Below are 23,101 nucleotides of genomic sequence, written 5' to 3'. Positions count from 1 at the left end.
TGCTGCTCGGCGCATGTTCGCAGGGCCTCACCGAGAGCGAGCAAGCTGCTTGGTGGCAGGTGGCACTCATGCTGCCGCTGCTCTTGCTCGGAGCGGCGCGGGCGTTCGCTGCCGTCAGCGGATGGGCGCTCGGCGGACCGCTTGTGGCGTTGCAGCACGCAGGGTTTGGACTACGTGGATCCGAGGGAATGTCCGTGCGAGCAGAAGTGGGCGCTCGACCGTTCCTCGCTGACCGCAGCCTCGTGACGGAGCATGTCATTCGCGAGCCCGCGCAGCGAGGCCTGAGAGGATCGCGCTTTGGGGGCGTGCTCCGACACGCGCTGCCGCACAGCGACGACGCATCCATCGAGGTCGTGATCACTTGGATCAAGGACCAGTTGACTCGGCCATCACTCGCACGCCCCATCATCGACTGGGATCGCTGGTACTCCGACGCAGAGACCGGAGTGCCAGCCGCCCTTCCCGATCCGATGCCGGCCTTCCCGCTTTGCGTACCCGAGAACGAGGCACTCACATTCAAGATGCGCCTCAGGGTCGATGACCAAGGAACGGTGGTCGACGTGGGAGACATCGAGGTTGAAGATCGGTACCGCGAGATGCAGTCCCTCGTGGCCGATGAGGTCTCGGCGTGGGCGCGGGAGCTTAAGATGAAGCCGGCACTGATACACGGACTCCCCGTACGCTCCATCGCGTGGTTTCGAGTCAACGCGGAGCCGAAGGGTTGACTGCCGTCACGCGCAATGAAGAGGCATGTCGAGCCCGGCGACAGCCTCGGCGACTCGTGCTGCTGTTCGATGGAACCTGGAACTCTGCCGCACCGCGCAAGGGGACCATCACCAACGTCGCGCGCTTGCGCGCCCTCGCCGAGCGTTCTGGCGGGCCGACGCAGAAGGTGTTCTACCTTCACGGCGTGGGACGAGGCTGGTCTGCCTTTATCGGACCGCTGTGGAAGTTCGTCAACACCATCACGCGTGGCCTGCTGGACCCGGTCTTCGGGGGGGCGTCGGGGTGGGGGCTGTCTCGTCAGATTCGGGAGGGCTACGCGCTGCTCGTCCGTGAATACCTCCCCGGGGACGAGATCTTCATCTTCGGTTTCAGCCGTGGAGCGTATGCTGCACGGAGTCTCGTCGGCCTCGTGCAGCACGCAGGACTGCTAACCGCCGGGCACGAGCGCCAGATTCAAGCGGTGACGCATGCATATCATCGTCTGCTGCGCGGGGACAGGCACAAACGCACACTGGAGCAACGTCGGCGCCTGTCGCACGACCACGTGCGGGTGCGCTTTCTCGGGCTCTGGGATACGGTTGGCGCGATGGGAGCGCCCGTCTGGGGAGGACAGTTCAGCCTCAACCCTCTCCCGATTGCCCCACGCTTCCATGCCGTCAATGCGATGTCGCTTGTCGATACCGTCTGCCATGCCGTGGCGATCGACGAGCAGCGGGTATCCTACACTCCCGTGCTGGTCGAGCTGGACGCGAGCAACGCGCCAAGACTGCTCCGGCAGGAGTGGTTTCGCGGCGCGCATGCAGACGTAGGAGGAGGGGTACGAGGAGGTCACGCTTTCTCTCGTGCCGCTGCAATGGATGCTCGCCCACGCACGCGACGCGGGACTCGTGTTCGAGCACGACCCGGCGCACGCCGCAACAAAAAGCGTGCAGCCGCAAGATTCGATCGGGCCGTTCTGGCTAGCGGGCGTGTGGCCACGACCGTTTCCGCTCGAGTCGAGCGGAGATGACATGAGTGAGGGTGCTGGCCGCGGACGACTGCATCCTTCGGTCAACGTTTGCACTGAGGAAAGCGCCTGCCACGATGACAAGTCGCCCTGGCTCATCGATCTCGAGCCAGGGGAGGAGAGCGGATCCATCGTCGTGCGTTCGGATCAGTTCTGGAACAACACCCGTGTCATCATTCGAGCGGGTGCGCGGTATCGACTGCGAGTCGAAGGGAGATGGCAGATTGGTGGTCGCGAATGCGGACCGGAAGGAGTGTCGAACGACACGTGGTGGGGCAGGGCCACGCGTCGTTTCCTGCGAGTGCCGACAGCAAGACTGGGCGAGCTGCTCGCCATCGTGAACGCGCCGCCGCGAAGGACGCCACCAACCGGTCGGCTGTGGCACGCGCTGGCGTACCTGTTCTGGAAGCGTCCGGAATACCTGGTTGAGTCGGTACTCCCTTGGAGCTCTCTTGAGCCCGACACCCAGGGAAGCCTGCTGACCGCCGAAGCATCGGGCGTCCTGCACCTCAGCGCAAATTCCATCGCGAGTCGACAACGACGCTCGCAGGGCTCGTTCACCGTACGCGTAGTCCGCGAGTTGGACGCATGCCGCGACTCCGGTGGAGGGATCTGATCATGCGACGGTTCCTGCTGTGGGCTCTGATCGGTGCCCTGTCGATCAGTGCCGTGAATGCTAGCCGACATCGGCCGCATTCTGGCCGATGTCGAGAGTGATGGGCAGCGCGCCTTCGGCCCGCAGGTCTTCACCGGGCTCAAGCTGATCTTCTGGAACACGGCGGACTTGTCCGACGCGATCGCACTCTGGCGGACCAGCGAGTCGACCAGTGGCTCCGCGTTCGGAGTGCTGCATCTTCTCCGTTGGCACTTGTTGCTCGATGCGATCGTGTTCGCGCCTGCTTACTGCTTGCTCATCCTGTACGGGCTGCAGCGACTCGGCGCGACAGCATAGCGTCCGCGTGGGTCTCGCTCGGTACTTGCTCGATGAGGGCGAGACGTGGGCGACGTGGCCATCCTGATCGGGGGCAAACTGTCGGATGTGGCGCGGGTGCAACTCGTGCTGCTTCAGGGGTTGAGTCTCCTGAAGTGGTGCGCCCTCGCGGCTGCGGCCGTCATTGCGTTCGTCCTGTGGCGCACACCTGATGGCGTCTCACTGGACTCATTCCGGCAGTTCTTGCGTACGTTGCGCACGGGCAAGGCGCAACATCCCGTGGCGGCGATGGCAGGGATCCTCCTGGTCACCGCGCTCTTCGTTGCACTCGTCGCCATGCCGGCTGGCGGTCCGCTCAACCAGATCCCAGATGTCTTGCGGCGGCAGCTCGAGGGGCACGATGGAGATTGGTCGGCGCTGTGGTCGGCCGCAGCGGTGATGCAATTGGCGGCATGCAGCGGTCTCGCGGCGTGGTGGGTGACAAATCCACGGCACGGCGTCCCGCGCCCCCCTGATACTGCCAGTTGGAAGATCGTGACTGGTGTGGCGGTCATGGCCCTCGCGCTCACGGCGGTTGCCAGCTACGTCGACGGTGCACTGCGCGTCGTGCCGCTCGCGACACTAGTCGTGGCGCTCTCAATATGGGGCGCCGCCATCGTTGCCCGATTGACTGGTGTCGCGGCGGTTCCAATGCCGACGGTCGAGCAGCGCCAAGACGAGCGGCGGCACGACGGCTTGGAAGCGCCGGACAGCGAGCGCGCACTCTGGGCCGGCGGAGTCGCAGGAGCGGTCCTTGTAGCGACGGGACTTGGGTTGGTCCGAGCAGCCTTTCCACCGTTTGTCCTCGGGCTCAGGTCCGGTCGTGTCGACTGGTCGGTGGCACTGCTCGCCGGTATCGTGCTCGCCCTCGCCGGTGGCTTTGTCGCGCAGTTGCTCGCGACTGGGGCCCACCCGAGGCTGGCCGGGAACGACGCCCGGGCGACAAGGCGGAGACACGCCATTCGAGCAGTTGTGGGGTTGATCGCGGCGACGACACTCGCGTTTGCGGGCGTGCTCGCGATTCACCCGGAGCAGGCGGTTGTTTGGGGAACCACGGGGGTCATCGCGATCGGCTATGCCGTTGCGATTCTGGCCATCGGTGGATTGACCTGGATCTCGCGAGCCAGAGCTGGATGGGAGGCCACCTACGCACTCGGAGTGGGATGGAGGACGCCGTGGCTCACGCTCGTCCTGCTGACGTGGGGCGTAGCGAGCGTCCTCAACACCGAGGGGATCTATCACGATGCCCGCCTACGGTCTGAGCTCGGCCCCAGCACACTTCGTCATCGCAGTCCTGCAGACGCGTTCGATGCGTGGCTCGCGTCGCAGCGTTCGGAGTGTACGGCTGGCGCCCCCGGCGAGATCCCCATGGTGTTGGTCGCTGCACCCGGTGGTGGCATACGCGCGGCCTACTGGACCGCCGCTGTCTTGGACTCCCTGTTCGGCGGGTCCACGGATGAGTGTACCCTTCGCAGGCTCTTCGCCATTAGTGGAGTCTCGGGAGGAAGCGTTGGAGCGGCGACTTGGCTGGTGGCACGCGCGGCAGAGCGTTCGGGTACCGCCGCGGTGGAGCGACTCGCCGGAGATCGTGCCCTCGCCTCCACGGCGGCGGGGCTCCTTCTGCGCGACGTGTATCAGCCCTTCACCGGCATCTCCACGGCGTGGTCCGATCGCGCCGCGCTCCTTGAGGACGGGTGGGTGGCCGCGTCGCAACCGTATCTGTCGTCATCCGCAGAATCGGGAATCGGGGGACGATGGTCGCAGCTCGGTGGCGGGCTCCCGTGGTGCCGATCGTGATGCTCAACAGCAGCTCGGTAAACGACGGATGCCGCCTGCTCATCTCGAACACAGGTGAACTCGCGAGTACGCACGGCAGTCCCTGTGGTAACGACCAGCATTATGCGATCGGCTCCATTTCGACAGCCACGCAACCGATTCTGAACGCGCGCGCCGAAGAGGGAGGCGAGAACTGGCATGCTCCCCAAGTGGGGTTAACGGTGGCGACGGCCGCCCTGCTGTCGGCTTGGTTTCCGCTCGTCAGCCCTTCCGGCGCGGTCGTGCACTGCGTCGCGGAGCAGAAGCCCTTCGCGGATTCGGCCGCCGTGCGCCTGTCCCCGAACGTCTCCGTACGCCGTTGACGGGGGCTACTACGAGAACAGCGGCATTCTGACACTCCTGCAGCTGTGGAGTGAGGTGGAACCGCTCGTGCGACGAAGCAACCGGGAAGCCTCGCAGAGCCGACCGACAATCGTTCCGTGGATCGTCGTGGTCGACAACCACTATCGGAGTGCAGCACGCATCGCCGCCCGAGGTAGACCTTACGAACTGCTCGCGCCGGTGCGTTCACTTCGGAACAAACGCATTCTCGGACAGGCCGCACTCGAAGAGATGGCACGCCTCAGCATGCGGCCGACGCCGGAGCGATGCGCCAGGTCGAGCGCCGGGTCGGGTAGCGCAGGAGACGAGGCGATAACCATAACATCGGACAGCCTTCGGCGTGAAGACATCGCGCGAGGTTGCTTCGTCGTCATCGCTCCAGCGAAGCGCCCTTCCGTCGGTGCGCCGTTGGGATGGGTCCTTTCATCCACGAGGATGTCGGATCTCCAGAGTCAGTTGCGTGAGCGCATGCAGTCGGGGCGCTCGGGTGTGGACCGGTCCCTCGAACGGCTCCTGACGCTGCTGGGCGGCGGGGAGAAGGATGGCCGGTGATAGACGCCGACACACGGACAAAAAGCGCGAAAAGAGGTTGAACCGCCCGGGGCTTATCGGAGACCCGGTTCGCTGTGTCCTCAGGCCACGGCTTGCATGGCGTGAGGTGTGATCGTCTCGCAGTGCTGCGTCTCGAACTCGGCGGGCGGAAGGTAGCCGAGCGGCTCCAGGAGCCGCGTCGTGTTGAACCAGTGCACCCACGAGAGCGTGGCGAACTCCATTTCGTTGAGAGAACGCCATGGCCCCTGACGGCGAATGACCTCCGTCTTGAAGAGACCGATCACATTCTCCGCGAGTGCGTTGTCGTACGAGTCCCCACGGCTGCCGACCGATGCCTCGATCCCGGCATCCGCGAGTCGTTCGGTGTAGCGAATCGCGAGATTGTGCGCCCCGCGGTCGGAGTGGTGAATGAGCGGCGCCGTCGGTTGTCGTGCATACACCGCTTGCTCCAGCGCGTCGAGGGCGAGATCCGTACGCATCGTCGTGGACGCACGCCACCTAGACCTGGAGCGACCATGCGACGGTCTAGCGCATGGAGCAGGGCAGGACTGGGGTTCCGACGGCGGTGCCGAGCGCCATCGCCGGCCGCGTCGAGTGGTAGCAAAGGGGTGACGTCCAACTCTACTTGGAGCGGACGGCCGAACTCTCAACGCGACCGAGCGAAGTGGCCTTAGTGAGACCTACGCCCCTTGACCTGCGCCTCGTAATCGAATCCACGCTTGATTCCACGATGGACGTAGATCTGGAGGTTCTCACCAGACACGCGACCGTTACAGTTCCACGTCTCGTCGTTCCGTTCTGCCTTGGCGCACGCAAATGACCCGTCCGACTTGAGGGTCGTAGTTGTCCAGAACGTATACGTCCAGCCGTTACTCCCATCCAGCGAGACTGCGACCATTGCCTCGTTGTTTGGCTGACCGATAGCCCCCTCCGAGGGCACGATGGCGACTTCTCCTCGCCATTGCTGATCCGCCTTCACGTCGGTCATACCGCCCACACCCTCGACCTGATAGATGCCGCCGATGTCGAGTGGGCGCAGCGCAATGCGCGTCAGGGCAATCTGGGGATAAGTGGACTCCACATCAGGCACCGTGCCCGCCGGAGCAAGACGGACCTCGTCGGGCGCGGTGAAACCGCCATGAAGCGGTTTGTGCACTTCGAGAGAGAAGGTGCCGTTCGCACTCGGCTGCAGCAGCGAGTTCACTAGCGTGAAGTCACCGCCCTTTCCGGGCGTCACATACTGCCACCAGCCGATGAACACGTGGTTGCCCTGAGCGCGAATGACGGAGAGTCGACCGTTGACCGTTGTGCTCTCTGGGCCCATTCGCGACGCGACGCGATACAGGCCTCTCGGATCCGCCACGGATCGAAACGTAGCGCGCGCAGGTGCGGGCGATGCCACGACGGTCTCGGCACTAGCCGCACCCTTCGCGCGCTCTCCTGAATTAGTGCTGCGTCGCGCAGCGACCAACGCCGGGCTGAAGGGTCGAGGCGATCCGGCGAGGCTAAGCAGTGGCTCGACATAGCGACCGGCTACCGCGAAGTTGAGATTCTGAGCCTGATCGAGATACAGCGTCGCCACTCCCACCACGCGCCCGAACTCGTCCATCACAGGACCACCAGACGATCCCGGTGAGATTGGAGCGGTAATCTGGAGCAAAGCGACCCCGTCTAGTAGTCGGCGCCCCCGATACCAGGCCGTTGGAGAACGTCCTCTCAAGTCCGGAGTGGATTGCCCATGACGTAGACAGGGTCACCCACCTCCATCGATTCGTCGCCGCGAATCTGCAGATAGTCCGGGGTCTTCGTGGCAATACGAAGGATCGCCAGATCCCGGCGTGCATCGATAGAGAGGACGAACACTTGGTCAAATGCCTCTCCAGAGCCCGTGCGCACTTCTACCTGGACGGCTCCTTCGATGACGTGATAGTTGGTGACGAGTGTGCCGTCTGCACGAATGAAGAAGCCTGTTCCCTCTCCCATGGACTTTCCCGCCGAGTCCAATGCAATGACCGTGGAGAGTGCTTTGCCGGCCTTCTGTGCGATGTCTGAAGGGCGTGGCTTCTGCGGCTGTTGCGATTGCACACTGCGTCCCAGGCAGACCAAGCAGATCGACACCCCAAGCACTCGCAGTAGCCCTAACATCAGCTGAACTCCTCCGATGAGACGCTCGGATGGTCTGTTTGGCATTTGCTCAACGCCGACCATCGATTGCCAACGTGGCGCCGCATAGCTGAACTCGTCAATCCCCGCTGCCTCGGCTTCACCCACCAATGCAGTCTCACCGGCATTGTGCGGATTGCGGTCCATCCCGATTCCCCGTTTCACCCTATGTCGATCACCCCATTCGGACGAAGTCGATCGACCATTCCGCTGGCGACTAGGATGCGTAGCGAAGTCGGTCGCCCGCCCGGACGCACCCGTTGCCCGCCATGCCGCGCACCCTCGCCTCCCGCGCCCTCCGGCGGTAATCTCTCCCCGAACCGCCACCCCCGCACCCCGCCCATGCGCTCACTCGTTCCCATAACCCTCCTCGCCGTCGCGGCCCTCGCCGCCGCACCGTCGTCTGCCGTCGCGCAGCAGCGCGCCCGCGCACGCGACCTCGGCATCCCGCTCGACGGCACCCCCGGCCCCCACAACGCCATCACCGACGTCGCCGGCGTGGAGGTGGGCTACACGACGCTCATTCGCGGCGAAGGGAAGCGGGTGGTGGGGCAGGGGCCGGTGCGCACCGGGGTCACCGCGATCCTGCCGCGTGGCCGCGCGACGCTGGAGCCGGTCTTCGCCGCGTACTATGCGGGGAACGGCAACGGTGACATGACCGGGACGCACTGGATCGAGGAGACCGGGGTGCTGGAGACGCCGATCATGATCACCAACACGCTGAGTGTGGGGATCGTGCGCGACGCGGTGGTGGACTGGATGGTGAAGCGCAACGCCCCCGGCCCGTTCTGGTATCCGGTGGTCGCCGAGACCTCGGACGGCGGGCTCAATGACATGAAGGGGCTGCACGTGAAGGCGGAGCATGCCTTCCAGGCGCTCGATGCCGCGCGTCCCGGGGCGGTGGCCGAGGGGAACGTGGGGGGCGGGACGGGGATGAACTGCAACGGCTTCAAGGGCGGCACCGGGACGTCGTCGCGGATGTTGTCGGCGATGGAGGGTGGCTTCACCGTCGGTGTGCTGGTGCAGTGCAACTACGGCACGCGCTCACAGCTCCGCATCGCCGGGATCCCGGTGGGGCGCGAGGTGACGGGGCTCGAGCCCTGCGTGGCGCAGCGCCTCGACCCGCCGCTCACCGCCTTCGATGGCCGTCCGCTGCCGGTGTGTGGGGCGGGTCCGGGGGGCGGCGATGCGCCGGCGGAAGATCCCGAGCAGGGTTCGATCATCATCGTGGTGGCCACCGATGCCCCGCTGTCGCCCGACCAGCTCAAGCGCGTGGTGCGCCGCGTCGCGTTAGGCATGGGGCGCATGGGGTCGATCAACGGCAACGGTTCTGGTGACATCTTCATCGCCTTCTCGACCGCGAACCGCGGGGTGGACTGGGGGAACAGCGGCCGCTCGACGCTGCCGGCGCCCACGATGCAGCGGCTGGGCTCCGGACTGGTGGATCCGCTCTTCACGGCCACCGTGGAGGCGACGGAAGAGGCGATCATCAACGCGATGCTGGCGGCCGAGACGATGACGGGGGCGGACTATCGCCGCGCGTGGGCGCTCCCGCACGACCAGGTGAAGGCGATCCTCGCGAAGTACAACCGGTTGCAGCGGCGGTGACCCGCGGGGCCCGGCGCCCTAAACCGCCAGTGCGCCGGACATCGCGTCCGCACGGTGACCTAACAAGTCTGAGGAGCATTCACCAGACGCCGCATTCCGCCCACGAGCCTGTTACAGCGAGTACGACGCGCCCCCTGTTCCGCCGCCCACGCCCAATGCCTCGCAGTCACACATCCGCCGGCCGCGACGCGGCGCACGGCCTGCCGCCCCCCGCGCCCCGGCGCCACCTGGCGCACGCACCGAGCGCCCCCCCGGGCCGCCGCGCCCCCCCCGGGCGCACGCGCCGCGCTGGCCGCGCCGCGCCCGGCGCGGCGCCCCGCCACCAGCGCCGCCGCACGGTGCGCACGCAGCAGCCCGACGCGATGGGACTCCGGCCTCGGAGGCGTAGCGACCCCGACGCCGCTTTCCCGAGCGGTGGCGCGGTCGGCTTGGGCCGCGCCCGGCGGGCGCCGGTACGGGTTCGATCTCGGAGTACGAGCCGCGCGTGGCGCTGCGGGCGGTTGCAGACTGGTGTCCTCGGCCGAAGGGGCCTCGCCGACGGCGTGGCCTTAGTCGTTGGATCCGACACGAACGGTGCTCGGCGGGTTCCGCAGATCCAGCGAACGTTCTTCCGTGACGCGCTTCCGCTTGGCTGCGATCCCCGCCCCTCACCCTTCGATCTGGACAAACGACCGGCCCCGAGGCGATCGTGAGCGCCGCGCACAGCCGTCGATCGGCCCCTCATCACACCCGAGGCCACACACCATGCACCTCTCCGCCACCGCCCTCCTGAGCCTCGGCCTTCCCGTCTTCCTCGCCGCCGTCGCACAGAGCCCGACCAGCGCCGCGATCAACGCCGACGTCTGGACCCCCATCGCGGCGTCGGTCGTGAACGACGACATCGCCGCCATGGGGCGCACCTACCACCCGGATGCCGTACTGGTCTCGAACGACGGCACGCGTTCGATCGCCTCGGCGCTGGCAGGCTGGGGAAAGGACATGGTCGCCAACAAGGCCAAGGGGACGCACGCGACGGTGGAATTCCGGTTCACGAAACGGCAGGACGACACCGAGACGGCCTTCGAGACCGGGGTCTTCAAGTACACGGTCATCGACAAGGCCGGCGTCAGCAAGCCGAGCTATCGGCGCCTCGAGGCGCTGCTGGTCAAGCGCCAGGGGAAGTGGCGGATCGTGATGGAGCGCCAGCTCGACGCCGTGACCGAAGCGGCCTGGAACGCCATCCCGCACTAGGACGGGCGCGACGCCGGGGGCGCGGGTAGCTTGCGGGAGCCCGTTCCCCTCGCCCCCGGTTCATCTTGACAGTCCAGCGTCACGCGCCAATCGCCTCGTCGTTCGTCGCGACCCTGTTGCTGCTGGCGACGGTCGCCTGCGGCAAGGACACGCCCACCGCCACGATCCCCGACGCCCCCGCTGGGCGCCCCACGCTCTCCCAGCAATACCGCGCAAGCGGCCACGCCGCCGCCGGCGATGTCTTCGTGCACCTGTTCGACTGGCGCTGGACCGACATCGCCGCCGAGTGCGAGTCGGTCCTGGGGCCGGCCGGCTATCGCGCGGTGCAGGTCTCGCCGCCGCAGGAGCACAGCATCACCCCCAGCTTCGACTGGAGCGAGCGGTACCAACCCGTCAGCTACAAGCTGGACCGCAGCCGCTCGGGGACGCGCGACGAGTTCGTGGCGATGGTGAGCCGCTGCAAGGGGGCAGGGGTCGACATCTACGTCGACGCGGTCATCAATCACATGACCAACTTCCCCAGCCCCGGCGTGGGGAGCGCGGGGACCGCCTACTCGAAGTACAGCTACCCGGGGCTCTACGCCCAGTCCGACTTCCACACGCCGTGTGCGCTCAACAACTACCAGGACGCGGCCAATGTGCAGGACTGCGAGCTACTCTCGCTCCCGGACCTCAACACAGGCCTGCCGTCGGTGCGACAGAAGATCGCCGACTACCTCATCGCACTCGTCAGGCTCGGCGTCGCCGGCTTCCGCATCGACGCGGCCAAGCACATGCAGCAGGTGGAGCTCGACCAGATCATCACGCTGGTCAACAGCGCCGCAGCCAGTGAGGGGCGCGCACTGCCGTATTTCTTCCTCGAGGTGATCGGCGGCTCTGGTGAGGCGGTCAAGGCCACCGACTACTTCGGCGCCGGCTACGCGTCGGGCGGCGTCGCCGACATCACCGAGTTCATCTTCGTCGGCGTGGGGAACAAGTTCCGCAACGTGAACGGGGAGCGCCTGTCGCAGCTCAACCCCAACGGGAGCGCCGGCAACCAGTTCTCTGCCGCCGCGTGGGGGATGATGCCGTCCGACAAGGCGGTGGTCTTCCTCCAGAACCACGACACGCAGCACGACTGCGGCATCGGCTACCGCAACACGCAGGTCTTCCGCCTGGCCAACGTCTGGATGCTGGCGCAGCCGTACGGCTACCCGACCGTGCTCTCGAGCTTCGCCTTCACCTGTCCCGCCGGCAACTCCGCCGGTCCGCCGTCCGACGCCGCCGGGTGGACGCTCCCGGTGCGATGCGCCGCGTCGTTCGAGGTGGTCGTCCTCGGCGACTGGGTGTGCGAGCATCGTGACCCGTACATCCGCAACATGATCCGCTTCCGGCGCACCGTCGCCGGGACCGAGGTGACGCGCTGGTGGGACAACGCGGGGAATGCGATCGCCTTCTCGCGCGGCGACAAGGGGTGGGTCGCGATCAACCGCGAGGGAGGAAACGTGCTCGTCTCGACCAGCACAGGGTTGGCGGCGGGGACGTATTGCGATGTGTTAGGCGGCGGGAAGGTCGGGGCGGGATGCGCGGGGGCGAGCGTGGTGGTTGGGACGAGCGGCGGGGTGGCGTTGTCGCTGGCGGGGAACAGCGCGCTGGTGATTGACGTGACGACGAAGCTGTAGGGCGTATTGAAAGCCGAGGAGCCGCACGAGCGCGTGCGTCGCCGAGACGAGTGTTGCGCCGTCGGCGTCCGCCGTGAGGGTGGTCAGGGGATTCGCCAGCGACACGCCGAGGCCCTTGGCGAGCAGGAACATCACCACCTGGCCCGCCAGGTAGACCCCGAGGACTTCGCAGAGGGCCGCAACGCGCGCGCGCACAGAAGGGTGTCCGTGTCTGGGAGCGCCGAACATATCGTGAGGCCGACCCGAGGCGCGATGCCACCGATTCGACGCAGCCTCCCAAGGCGGAACTGGTCAGGTAGACCCTTTCGATATGACGCCGCGGCGGGCATGTTCGCGACGAACTTCTTCCCACCTTCGACGGAGGCTAGATGACGCGTCCCAAGTGGTTCATGCCGGTGGCCATTGTCGCCTTGCTCTGGAACCTGATGGGCTGCGCCGCCTATCTCATGGACGTGATGCTGACGCCGGAGGCCATCGCCGCGATGTCGCCCGACCAGCGCGCGCTGTACGCTGCACGACCCATCTGGGCGGTGGCGCTGTACGCGATCGCCGTGTGGGGCGGTGCGCTCGGCTGCGTGGGGCTGGTCATGAAGAAGCGGTGGGCGAAGGGTCCGTTGCTCGCGTCGCTGCTCGGGCTCATCGGGCAGGACATCGCGCTGTTCGGCATGAGTCCCGTCGCCATCCCGGCGTCGGCCTACGCGCTGCAGGGAGCGGTGCTGGTGATCGCCGTGCTCCTGCTGCTGCTGGCCAACAGGGCGGCGCGAGAGGGATGGCTATCCTGACCGGCGCGCCGTCCCCGACCTGCGCCTGACCGCCGAGACACACGCGACGATCGATTCGATCGTCCTGGGGGGCGCCCGAAGGCAGCTCGGCATGCCGTCGTTTGCAAAAGCTCTCGCCGCCGCGCAGGTTCGGATGATCCAGGCGTACGTGCTGGACCAGGCGCGGCGTGAAGCGCGGGCGGCGAGCGGTCGGATGTAGCGGTTGGTTGGGGGATGCCCCCGCCCCCCCCCCCCCCCCCCCCCCCCTCCTCCCCCCCCCCCCCCCCCCGCGGCCTGCTTGGCTATTACCTGATCATGCACGTGACCGCTGCGCCGCTCGCCAGCAGCAAGGGTTTCCAGGAGTTCAGCAATTGGGTCGGCATGGCGGGGCGTAGTGTAAACTGACGCCCTCTTCTCCCCGAGGCATCCGCATGACACTGAAACGCATGGACAACGTCGGCATCGTGGTGGAGTCACTCGATACCGCCATTGCGTTCTTTTCCGAACTCGGCCTGACCCTGCAGGGGCGCGCGACCATCGAGGGCGAGTGGGCCGGGCGTGTCACGGGGCTGGGGAACCAGCACGTCGAGATTGCGATGATGATCACCCCCGACGGCCACAGCCGGCTCGAGTTGTCGCGCTTCCTGGCGCCAGCGGTCGTCGCCGATCATCGCAACGCCCCCGTCAACTCGCTCGGCTACCTGCGCATCATGTTCACCGTCACCGATCTCGATGAGTTACTCGTCAGGCTCGGCAGGCACGGGGCGCAGCTGGTGGGTGAAGTGGTGAACTACGAGAACGTCTATCGACTCTGTTACATCCGTGGTCCCGAAGGGCTGCTGATCGGGCTCGCGGAAGAACTCGGGACCCGGAGCGGAACGACATGAGCAGCGACTACAACTCCGGCTACGACGCCGGGTCCAGGGGCAACATCATCGGCGCCCCAGCCACCGCCGAGGGAACGGCGGGCTTCATGGCTGGCCAGGCGGCCGCCAACAGCAGGAGCAGCGGCAGCATCGAGTGGCTCGTTGCCCCGTTCGTGCTCTGGCCCTTCGTGCTGATCTTCTATCCGGTCGGCGGCGCGGCGACGGTGCTGACGGCGCTCGCGATCGAAAAGATCTCGCTCCTGATCGGACTCGGCGGGCTTCCCGGGGTGCGCGTGGCGCTGATCCTGGTGGCCACGATTGCCGTGTGCTGGACCGTCGTGCGCAAGGAGCAGTTCTGGGGCCTCAATCGCACCTACTATCTGGCTCGGCACGTGGTGCGCATGATCCTGCTGGCACTGCTCGTGAACGGAGGGGCGACCAACGCGTGGCGCACGGCGCGTGAACTCCCGTCGTTAGGGTGGGAAGCGACGGTTCAGTGGCCACAGAATTGGATGCCGATCGTGCTGTGCGTCGTGTTCTGGCAACTGTTCTTCATGCGCTCGTACCATTTCCGGGTGTACTGGAACCTGAAGCTCAAGATGTGGTTCTTCAGGCCGAAGGACTTCGAGCCGTTCTACTTCTCCTGGAAACGAGCGGAAAAGCCAGTCGAGCGGCAGGCGCCGATTGAGATGCCCAAGCGGTGGGGGGAGTGATGCGCGAGTCCGCGTGCTGGAGTGCGCGTATCAGCGGTGCAGCGCGCGGTTCACCGCGGCGGCGAAGCGCGAGGCGTCGGCCGGCGAGAAGTCATCCATGACGTCGCGGCCGTTGATCTCGACATGGTCAAACACGCGCTTGCCGGCGAGGTCCTCGAGCACCAGGCGGTTGCCTTCGACGCGGGCGCCCCGCAACGCGCGCAGGTTGTACGCGATTCCGTGATCGAACAGCTCGCCGAGCGCGGAGCCGACCATCCGGGCGAGCAGGCGCTGGCCGACGTCCTGTGGCGCGGAGTCGCGAACGCTCGCTTTCATCCGTGACAATCCGCGGTCGGTGAACTGCAGCACGAGCGTGGTGTCCATGAGCAGCACCGCGGCCTGTGCGTCCCGCGTGGGCAGGCTCTTCCGGGCCAGGGCGAGCGGTACGCGCGGCACGATCCACGAGGTGTCGGAAGGTGGCGTTCCCGGACGCTGGGCGATGGACGGGGGAGCGAGCAGCAGGAGGCTGCTCGCGAAGACGAGCGAGCGGGTGGCGAGGCGGGAAGCGTGGTAGGACATGAGGGGGCGGCTCGGTAGAGGCGGCGTATGCGAGCACGGCGGCAGGAGGAGCCGACGCGGTGTACCGTGTGTGTTCACTACATCACGGTACGGGGGGAACACGCCGGTGTTTCACATTCGGCCGCAGGCCGGCGATGCATGCGACCGTCCGCTCGTTCGATGGAGCCATCGCGCGCGCCGTCCGGGGGCACGTGCGCCCCGCGCGATGGGAGCGGGGAAGGGGCGCTCGTTAGGTGCGAGGTGTCGCCTGCAAAGCGTGCGAACGCGTCAATGGGCCCGCGTCGGTCGGCGCACGGAAGTCACGTGGCGATGCTCACCTGGCGCGGCTCTCGTTGCGCGGCGCCGTTTTGTATACCAAGTTCTCGACAGGCCGCACCGACGTCCGCCTCCATAGGGAGGCAGTTCCGCCATCCTCAGGATCTGCCATGCAAGCCTGTATAACGCGCGGTGTCGCGCTCCTTCTCTTCTGCGGCAGCGGCGTCCACGCGCAACAAGCGCCGCAGCTACAGCTCCGCACGCCGATACGCGCGACGCTGCCGGCGGATGGGATGCTCCGATACGAGCTGAATCTTCCGAATCGCCACTTCGTGGCCGGCCGAGTGGATCAGGATGGGGTGGACGCCACGGTGACGATCACGGGCCCCACGGGCAAACGCGTGCAGCGCTCGGCGCGCGTCGGGCGAGGGGGGCCGGAGTCGTTTGCGTTCGCCACCGACACGGTGGGCCGGTACGTGGTCGAGGTGACGCCGGCGACGGCGGGCAAAGGGGGCGCCGTGCGCGTGCAGCTCACGCGGTCCGAACCGGTCGCGACGACTCCGGAAGGCAAGGTGGACCAGGCCGCCGCCCAGCTGTACAAGGACACGCCCGGCGCGGTCGTGGGCGTGATCAAGGAGGGCAAGCTGGCGTTCGTGAAGGGCTATGGCGCCGCTGACCTGACGTACGAGATGCCGTTCACCGCCGAGACGCCGACCAACATTGGTTCTTCGTCGAAACAGTTCACCGGCTTCGCCCTCGCCCTGCTGGCCTCGCGGGGCAAGCTCTCCCTGAGCGACGACGTGCGAAAGCACATCCCTGAACTCAAGGACTTCGGCAAGACGATCACCGTGCGCCACCTGTTGACGCACACCACCGGCTACCGCGAGTTCATCAACACGCTGATCATCGAGGGACGTCAGGTGCTGGAGGGGGACTACATCGCGTCGGACGAGGTCATCAAGGTCATCAACCGCCAACCGGCGCTGCAGAATGAGCCGGGGGCGGAGTTCAACTACAACAACTCGGCGTTCGCCCTGGCGACCATCGTGGCGGAGCGCGTCACCGGCGTTCCGTTCGCGGAGTGGATGCGCAACGAGGTCTTCCTCCCGCTGGGGATGACGAAGACGTGGGTGCGCGCCAATCCTGGCCAGATCATCCACGGCCGCTCGGCCGGGTACATCCCCGGCGAGGGTGGCTTCCGTGAAGTGCGCGATCTCCATGGGTCGGCGGGGGCCGGCGGCATCTATACCACGCCGGGCGACGTCGCCAAGTGGATGCACAACTTCAAGACCGGAGAGCTGGGCGGGCCGGCCGTGATCAAGGAGCTGTCGACGTCGTTCGTGCTCAACGATGGAAAGCCGTCGAACTACGGCTATGGTCTCTTTCTCGACACAAACCGCGGGCTGCGCCGGTGGCAGCACGGCGGCAATGACATCGCGCACAGCTCCACGTTCGTGTACTACCCCGACCTTGACGCCGGGTACGTCGTGTTCAGCAACTACCAGGGCGTCCCCGGCGGCATTGCCGGCGTCGTGGCCGACGCCTTCTTCGCCCAGCACATGACGATGCCCCCGCGCGCGACCGCGAGCGCGACTGCGGCCTCGGGCGTTGACGTGCCTGCAGCAACGCTCCGGCGCTATGCCGGCAAGTACGAGATGACGACACTCGGCGGCCTGCTCCTGACGGTGGAACAGCAGGGGAATCAGCTGCGGCTCCAGCTCCCGGGACAGCCGGCGCTCCCGCTGCGCCCCACCTCCATGACGGCGTTTGAGGTGGTCGGCGCACCGGCGCGGATCACGTTCAACGCGGCCCCCGACGGCGCAGTGGAGGGGATCACCTTTCAGCAGGACGGGCAGCACCCCGGACGGCGAGTCGCAGAGCAAGCGGCAGTTGATCTCGCCACCTTCGCGGGTCGCTATTTCAGCGAGGAGCTGGAGACGTTCTACGACCTGAGCGTCGAGGGCGGACAACTCGTCATCCGGCACCGTCGTTTCGGGCCGGTCACGCTGACGCACACCACCGGGGATTCCTTCTCTGCCACATTGCCGGTGAGCCAGGTCGTCTTTCGCCGCGATGCGCAAGGCACGGTGACCGGCTTTGACGCCGGCAACGGGCGGGCACGCGACATCAGGTTTCGGAAGGTCACCCCCTAGGGCGGTGGTTGTATCGATGTAGGGTGTGTCGGGCAGCGTGGGTCGGTCGCACGGACCGGAGGAGCTTCTTCCCCTGCGTGAGTCGCCCGAAGGCGTTCAGGTTCGCCGTGTTGACGTTATCGAGTCGGGCCGGGGCCCCCACAGTGGAGGCGCCCGGCCCTCGGCTCATCGCACACTACTCATCCCTCAAACCATGCAGGTCCCTCGGAGGACGCCGCCCTGGAGCAGGGGAGGCGCCACCCCCTACGGCAACGCCTTGTACTTCGCCGTCGAACTCGCGTAGTTCGTCAGGTACAACTGGTACCGCGCGTCGGCCGCCGACTTGATGGTGTTGTAGCCGCCGTCGAGGTTGATGTACCACACGCTCCCCCCGTCCAGCACCTGGTTGAGCGACTGCGTGTTGCTCGACGTCGCGCCAGTGAATGTCCGTGTATACGGCGCTCCCAGCACGGTCCCTTGCACCTGGTAGGTCACCGCCCCGGCGACCTTCGGGATCTCCAGCGTGGCGGTCGTGAAGGTGCTCGCCCCGCCGTTGACCGAGATCTGCCTGGCGCTGAATCGTGCGGTGCGGAACGGGTCGACGATCACGTTCGCCGTCCCCGTGCCTAACGTTTCCAGCTCCGTGTTGGCCACCCACGACACGACCTTCACCGAGACCTGGTCGGTCCCCCCCTGGTCGAGCGTCTTGGGCGTGAACGTGGCCGTCTTGCTCGCCGAGTGATTGCCGTTGGTCTCGCTCAGCGTACCGTGCGTCCCCGGCGAGCTCCACACATACGCCAACCCGGGACCGTTGTACGCCGGCGTCAGCACCGCCTGCAACGATTGCGGCTGCCCGTCGACGGCCACGGTGGGATTGGCCGGCGAGAGCGTGACCGTGTAGTTCACGTGCACGGTCATGAAGGTGTGCGCGTTCCCGAGGAGGTTGTACGTCACCGTGACGATGTTGTCGATCACCAGCGTGGGGATCACCTTGCTGAAGTCCCAGTGCGACTGGCGTTCGGTGACCGTGGTCTTCCCCTGGACCTTGGCGTCGATGCGGTCCACGCGCGGCGGCGGGCTGGTGAAGGTGTTCTTCGCCTGGTATCCGGCAAATTCGGTCTGGCTCTGCTGGAGCGTCCCGGCAATGTCGCTGTTTTGCCAGGTGAAGAGGGTGTTCGAACCCGGCGGGAGGATGCTGCCCGCCTGGTCCCGGATGATGAAATGCATCTGCTGGGTGACCCCGGGGCCGATGGTCGCGAGGTCCGGGGAGATCTCGAACGTCTTCTTGAGCCCTGCGTAGACCGACATCTGCTTCCGAACGATCTTCTGGTTCGCCGGGTCGTTTTCAGTGCCGGGATTGAGCAGGATGTCGAGGATGACGTCGTCCATCTTCCCCTGCACGACGTCGAGATTGGCATTCGTGCAGATGTACTGCTCGTCGGGGCTGTCGTTCCACCCGGTGTCGTTCGACCCTCCACCGAGCGTCCCGTTCTGTCCGGTGGTGCGCCAGCGGTAGCGCCACAACGCCGTCGGCTTCGTGATCCCCGGCGGGGCGGGGACGGTCGTGGACACACCGGTCGGCACGAGGCCCGCGTGCAGCTGCACGCTGCGCTTCTGGTTGTTCACGCTGTCCGACGCCGGCGTCAGGTTCACCGAGGCCCAGTTGACCGCAATGGTCGTCACGGCCGGGGAGCCCGCTGCCAGCAGTTGGGGGGCGACACCGGCACCGACGCCCGCCCGCGCCATGGAACCGGCGTGGCGACCGTTCGCCGTCGTGCCACCACTCGTCGTGACCAACGACGAGCTGAGCGAACCGAGCGACGTCGTCGTCCCCGACACCGTACGCGCGACCGGGTCCACCACCACGCCGCCCAACGGCGTCCACCCGGTGCCATTGTTCACCATGACCGTGAGGTCGCCGGACATGGCCCACAGCGGGAGGGTCGACAGGGCGTACTTGAGCTTGATCGTGACCGGCTGGCTGAACGTGAGCCCCGAGGGGCCGATCTGGTAGGCCGTGCCGGCGAGATCGGCCGCGGCCGGTGCGGCGAGCGTGCCGGAGACGGGGGTGATGGAGATGGGCGTGTCGGTGCCAAGCGCGTTAGGCGGGATGGTCACCACCACGGAACTATCCGCGGCGGTCACCGTGCCGCCCGCCGTCCCGACGAGAACGCCGGGGGCGACCGTCAGGGCGATCGTCCCGTTCTTTCCTTCGCTCGTCGCGGTGATCGTCGCGGTGCCGACCGCGACCGCCGTGACCAGCCCAGATGAGTTGACGGTCACCGCCTGCGCCGCCGAGGAGGTGTAGGTCACCGGGCGTCCGGTGAGCGTCGCCCCTCCCTGGTCCTTCAGTACGACGCTGAGCTGCAACGTCTGCGTCGGCACGAGCGTGGTGGAAGGCGCCGAGACGTTGACCGTCGCGACCGGCGCGGTCACGGTCACCTGCGCGGTGCCGCTCTTCCCCTCGCTCGTCGCGGTGATGGTCGCAGTCCCCGCGGCCACCGCGGTCACAAGGCCGCTGCTGCTGACCGAGGCCGTCCCCGTCTGCGAAGACGACCAGTCGACGGTGCGCCCGCTGAGCGTATTCCCCTGCGCGTCCTTGACCGTGGCGGTCAGCTGCGCCGTCTGTTGCGGCGCCAGCGTCTGGTCGGATGGCGAGACGCTGACGCTCGCGACCGTCACCGGCGGTGGGGGCGTCGTCCCACCCCCCCCTCCGTCACCCCCGCCGCTGCAGGCATTGAGCGTGACGGCGCTGGCAATCAGGCCGAGTGCCATAGCGATGCGATTCATACCGCCTCCTCGATGTGTACGACGGCGCTGGGCGGCGAAAGTCGCCGGAGCCCCATACTGAACACGCGCAAGAACGGACGCGGGGGGATCACTCGGGCGCGTAATTGTCGGGGCCTTCTGGTATCCTAGGGGCGCCGGCCGCGTACCAGGCTCCGCGGACCCGTTCTGAGCCTCGGAAGCGGGACCCGATGGCAAGCCACGGCGATCGTAGCCCGCAACGCCGGACGCAGCGCCACGCCCCAGTCCGCAAGGAATTGATGACGCTCCGCCCTCGCCGAGCGTTAGGCACCGGTCATGCACTCTTGCGGGGGAGAGCAGGGATGGCGTACCCTCAACGCATGGCCACCGAGTGGACGGCCGCGCTGGTCGCGGCGTTGCCGGACGACGGCAACCGATACGAAGTGCTCGACGGCGAGCTGGCGATGACACCAGCGCCGTCGTGGGATCATCAGCGCCTGGCGCTCGCGCTGTCGCGATGTGCTGACGTCCTTCCTTCGCGCACATGGAATCGGCGAAGCGATCGTGGCCCCAGCCGACGTCGAGTTCTCGCCGCGCCGACTGCTCGAACCCGACGTCTTCGTCGTGCCGCGCACGCCGGATGCACCGCGTCCGCGTTCGTTCGCCGACGCGAAGCGACTGTTGCTGGCGATCGAGGTGCTGTCGCCGTCCACCGCGCGCCGTGACCGTGGGGTCAAGCGGCGCATCTACATGGACGAACAGGTCGACGAGTACTGGATCGTCGATGCTGACGCGTGGTGCATCGAGCGATGGCGGCGCGGAGAGGACCGTCCCGAGATCGTCATGGAGACGCTCGTGTGGCGGCCGGAGGGGGCGGAGGAGGCGCTGGTGATCGAGGTGCAGCGGGTGTTCGAGGGGGCGCTGAGGTAGCAGATCGGTGGGAGCACCGACCGCTGCCGAGTTGTCGGTCGCCGGCATGGGGCCGACGTGTGGGCGGCGTGGCCGACGACTCTCCTCCTCTCGCGCCCCACGACGGAAGGCGCCACTTTTCCCGCCTCCGCGCTAACGAGCGAAGCCCGATCGACCGGCCCCCACCGAGGCCCCGCGATGCAGCTGACAATCCGCCCCCGTCTCTCGCGCTGGCCGCTCGCGCTCGCCACCCTGCTTCCGCTCGCCGCCTCGGCGCAGCCTGCTCCCGGACACCCTTGTCAGGCCCCCCTCATCCTGCAGGCGCTCCAGCGCGAAGCCCCCATGCGCACCCCCATGCTCTACGACGGCATGGCCCCGCTCGCTCGCGCCCCCGCCACTCCCATCCAGCTCCCCACCGACATCCCGGGCAACAGCTGCGTCCTGCTCAGTGTGCGGCTGGCGGCCCGGGACGGCGTGCTCTACGTGGAAGATGCCGCCTTCGCCGCCGTTTCCCACCCGGCCATCCAGATGCAGATGCGCCGCGCCAACTACGGAACGCAGGTCGTGCGCTCGGCGACCCAGGTGGTGCGCGAGGCGCTGCCGCAGGGCGTCTATCCGGTGCGCCCGCAGGCGGGGACCCGCTACCTGGTCGCGGTCCCGGTGATGCCGCAGCATCCGCTGTACGCCAGCCCCGTCGCCTCGGCGACGGTCGCGGCGGCCCCCGGCGGCGCTCCCGCGACGCTGCAGGAGCGCGGATGGCCAGGGTCCACACTCGCGAAGGTGGAGGGCGACCTCGCCATCTATCGGCTGGGCGAACGCGGCTTCAACGAGTACTTCGCCATCGTGCGCCCGATCGCGCCTGACGAACCGCTGCTCGACTTCACGCGCGAGAAGGGACCGATGGGATTCGACATCGCCCGCTACGGCCCCCGCGAGCACGAACGCTTCCGCGCACACATCGTCCCGCTCCTGCGCGACCGCGGCGAACGCTACCGCAGCGTCACGATCTATCACTACGCCAGGGGGTGACGCTGGAGCGCCAGCCCGATTCGCGCTTCCCCTGGAACGGCGCGCGCCATTTCCTCACCGGGCAGGAGGTGGAGGTCCCGGCGGCCGAGGAGTTCTGGGACGGCCGGCGCGCGGTGGCTGGCGGCCCCTTCCAGTGGAACGCCGGCACGGAGCGCGGGACGAGCGCGACCGACCTCAACACCCTTGCCGCGATCCAGAAGGTCCAACAGGGGATTGCCGCCCAGCAGCGCGTGTACGCCGAGAACCGGGCGGCGATGTACGCGCGCGAGGCGGCGGAGCTGGAAGGGCGGCGTGCCCGCGCCCGCGCGCGCGAGGGAGAGCGCCGCCGGCTCCTCATCGCCGCCGGACTGCACTACCTGCCGCCGGAGAGCTGGAGCCGCTACGCGTTAGGCCCCGAGTTCCGCGCCATCTTCGACGGCGACTGGCCGAATGCGGCCGCGCACTGGGAGTTCGGCAACCTGTACGCGCGCACCATCCGCGCCTATTCCAACCGCTGCCGCCGCCTGATCCCGCCGGACTCGCCGTACCAGGTGTCGAAGACGATCCGGCGCGACGAGTTCGGCAACTCGTGGGAACCGGAGGGAGGCGACACCACCTTCATCCCGCGCGCCTTCGCCGACCCCTACGTCTGGTGGGACAAGAACATGCCGCAGGCGCTCCCCATGGCACCTGGCGGACTCGCGTCGAACTCGGTCGACGGCCTGCTCGACATGCTCGGGCGCATGCTCACCAACCCCGGCGCGGCGCTGACCGAGATGGCGATCCTCCCCCGCTTCGCCGTGGCGATGCGCGAGGACATGGCCCTGCTCTTCGCGGGAGGGTGCCAGTCGCCGCAGGTGACGCAGCACATGGAGAACATGCGTCGCCTCGCGTTGCGCCTGCCGAGCCTGCAGGCCGAGCGTGCGCGCGCCGCGCTCCCGGCGCTCGGCGACTGGCCTCCGTCGGTGGCGGGGAGGTGCGAACAGCACGAGGCGGAACGGGGGGCCGAGCGCTCGATGCGCACCTGGTGCAGCTGCCTCGACCAGCAGTTCACGACGCGCTGGACGCTGGGCGAGCG

Annotated in this window: 21 protein-coding genes; 16 read left to right on the top strand and 5 right to left on the bottom strand. The window is 67.3% G+C overall.

Features of this window, described 5'->3' with window-relative positions:
• Positions 1 to 68: 68 nt before the first annotated feature.
• From IPN47_23520 to IPN47_23495, 6 genes are read left to right on the top strand one after another with little or no spacing between them, the layout of a single operon-like run.
• Complete coding sequence (locus tag IPN47_23520) at positions 69 to 725, top strand: hypothetical protein (GenBank protein ID MBK9410962.1); 657 nt, start codon at positions 69 to 71, stop codon at positions 723 to 725.
• 56 nt (positions 726 to 781) lie between these two features.
• Positions 782 to 1,735: a DUF2235 domain-containing protein gene (locus IPN47_23515; protein ID MBK9410961.1), complete on the top strand. Its 954-nt coding sequence runs from the start codon at positions 782 to 784 to the stop codon at positions 1,733 to 1,735.
• Between the two features lies 1 nt (position 1,736).
• Positions 1,737 to 2,348, top strand: a complete 612-nt coding sequence (locus IPN47_23510; protein ID MBK9410960.1) for a hypothetical protein — start codon at positions 1,737 to 1,739, stop codon at positions 2,346 to 2,348.
• Positions 2,349 to 2,405: 57 nt separating this feature from the next.
• The gene (locus IPN47_23505) at positions 2,406 to 2,684 is read left to right on the top strand and encodes a hypothetical protein (GenBank protein MBK9410959.1); all 279 of its coding nucleotides are present in this window, start codon (positions 2,406 to 2,408) and stop codon (positions 2,682 to 2,684) included.
• 54 nt (positions 2,685 to 2,738) lie between these two features.
• A complete protein-coding gene (locus tag IPN47_23500) occupies positions 2,739 to 4,499 on the top strand; it encodes a hypothetical protein (GenBank protein MBK9410958.1) in 1,761 nt (586 codons plus the stop codon).
• A complete protein-coding gene (locus IPN47_23495; protein MBK9410957.1) occupies positions 4,496 to 4,840 on the top strand; it encodes a hypothetical protein in 345 nt (114 codons plus the stop codon). Before IPN47_23500 ends, IPN47_23495 begins: the two co-directional genes overlap by 4 nt.
• A 651-nt stretch (positions 4,841 to 5,491) precedes the next feature.
• On the opposite strand, the gene IPN47_23490 is transcribed toward IPN47_23495, so the two are convergent.
• The 3 genes from IPN47_23490 to IPN47_23480 form a co-directional block, all read right to left on the bottom strand.
• Positions 5,492 to 5,890: a transposase gene (locus IPN47_23490; GenBank protein MBK9410956.1), complete on the bottom strand. Its 399-nt coding sequence runs from the start codon at positions 5,888 to 5,890 to the stop codon at positions 5,492 to 5,494.
• Between the two features lie 191 nt (positions 5,891 to 6,081).
• Positions 6,082 to 7,023 (bottom strand): hypothetical protein, encoded by a 942-nt coding sequence (locus tag IPN47_23485; protein ID MBK9410955.1) that lies wholly within the window; start codon positions 7,021 to 7,023, stop codon positions 6,082 to 6,084.
• Between the two features lie 104 nt (positions 7,024 to 7,127).
• A complete protein-coding gene (locus IPN47_23480; GenBank protein ID MBK9410954.1) occupies positions 7,128 to 7,721 on the bottom strand; it encodes a serine protease in 594 nt (197 codons plus the stop codon).
• Between the two features lie 195 nt (positions 7,722 to 7,916).
• Between IPN47_23480 and IPN47_23475 the strand changes: the two genes are divergently transcribed.
• The 6 genes from IPN47_23475 (at position 7,917) to IPN47_23450 (ending at position 14,413) form a co-directional block, all read left to right on the top strand.
• Entirely contained in the window at positions 7,917 to 9,182 is a 1,266-nt protein-coding gene (locus IPN47_23475) for a P1 family peptidase (GenBank protein ID MBK9410953.1), read from the top strand.
• Between the two features lie 744 nt (positions 9,183 to 9,926).
• Positions 9,927 to 10,412 (top strand): nuclear transport factor 2 family protein, encoded by a 486-nt coding sequence (locus IPN47_23470; protein ID MBK9410952.1) that lies wholly within the window; start codon positions 9,927 to 9,929, stop codon positions 10,410 to 10,412.
• Positions 10,413 to 10,477: 65 nt separating this feature from the next.
• On the top strand, positions 10,478 to 12,073 hold the full coding sequence (locus tag IPN47_23465) for an alpha-amylase family protein (protein ID MBK9410951.1): 1,596 nt from the start codon (positions 10,478 to 10,480) through the stop codon (positions 12,071 to 12,073).
• Positions 12,074 to 12,441: 368 nt separating this feature from the next.
• A complete protein-coding gene (locus IPN47_23460) occupies positions 12,442 to 12,855 on the top strand; it encodes a hypothetical protein (protein ID MBK9410950.1) in 414 nt (137 codons plus the stop codon).
• A 410-nt stretch (positions 12,856 to 13,265) separates the two neighbouring features.
• Positions 13,266 to 13,721 carry a VOC family protein gene (locus IPN47_23455; GenBank protein ID MBK9410949.1) on the top strand — a complete coding sequence of 152 codons (456 nt, stop codon included), beginning with the start codon at positions 13,266 to 13,268 and terminating at the stop codon, positions 13,719 to 13,721.
• Positions 13,718 to 14,413, top strand: coding sequence for a hypothetical protein (locus IPN47_23450; protein MBK9410948.1), 696 nt, complete (start codon positions 13,718 to 13,720; stop codon positions 14,411 to 14,413). The genes IPN47_23455 and IPN47_23450 overlap by 4 nt, the downstream gene beginning before the upstream one ends.
• A 30-nt stretch (positions 14,414 to 14,443) precedes the next feature.
• Here the strand turns inward: IPN47_23450 and IPN47_23445 are convergent, their stop codons facing one another.
• On the bottom strand, positions 14,444 to 14,848 hold the full coding sequence (locus tag IPN47_23445; protein MBK9410947.1) for a hypothetical protein: 405 nt from the start codon (positions 14,846 to 14,848) through the stop codon (positions 14,444 to 14,446).
• 671 nt (positions 14,849 to 15,519) lie between these two features.
• On the opposite strand from IPN47_23445, the gene IPN47_23440 reads away from it, so the two are divergent.
• Positions 15,520 to 17,379 (top strand): serine hydrolase, encoded by a 1,860-nt coding sequence (locus IPN47_23440; GenBank protein MBK9410946.1) that lies wholly within the window; start codon positions 15,520 to 15,522, stop codon positions 17,377 to 17,379.
• Between the two features lie 243 nt (positions 17,380 to 17,622).
• Here IPN47_23440 and IPN47_23435 read toward each other — a convergent pair whose 3' ends face one another.
• Positions 17,623 to 20,148: an Ig-like domain-containing protein gene (locus IPN47_23435; protein ID MBK9410945.1), complete on the bottom strand. Its 2,526-nt coding sequence runs from the start codon at positions 20,146 to 20,148 to the stop codon at positions 17,623 to 17,625.
• 477 nt (positions 20,149 to 20,625) lie between these two features.
• Here IPN47_23435 and IPN47_23430 point away from each other — a divergent pair, with 477 nt between their 5' ends.
• The 3 genes from IPN47_23430 to IPN47_23420 form a co-directional block, all read left to right on the top strand.
• A complete protein-coding gene (locus tag IPN47_23430; protein ID MBK9410944.1) occupies positions 20,626 to 21,036 on the top strand; it encodes a Uma2 family endonuclease in 411 nt (136 codons plus the stop codon).
• Between the two features lie 177 nt (positions 21,037 to 21,213).
• Entirely contained in the window at positions 21,214 to 22,044 is an 831-nt protein-coding gene (locus IPN47_23425) for a hypothetical protein (protein MBK9410943.1), read from the top strand.
• The coding region (locus IPN47_23420) for a hypothetical protein (GenBank protein MBK9410942.1) at positions 22,041 to 23,101 on the top strand (1,061 nt) is incomplete at its 3' end. The genes IPN47_23425 and IPN47_23420, both read left to right, overlap by 4 nt.

The organism is Gemmatimonadota bacterium, from assembly GCA_016719105.1.
Lineage (GTDB): Bacteria > Gemmatimonadota > Gemmatimonadetes > Gemmatimonadales > Gemmatimonadaceae > SCN-70-22.
This window is presented reverse-complemented; position numbering and strand designations above follow the sequence as displayed.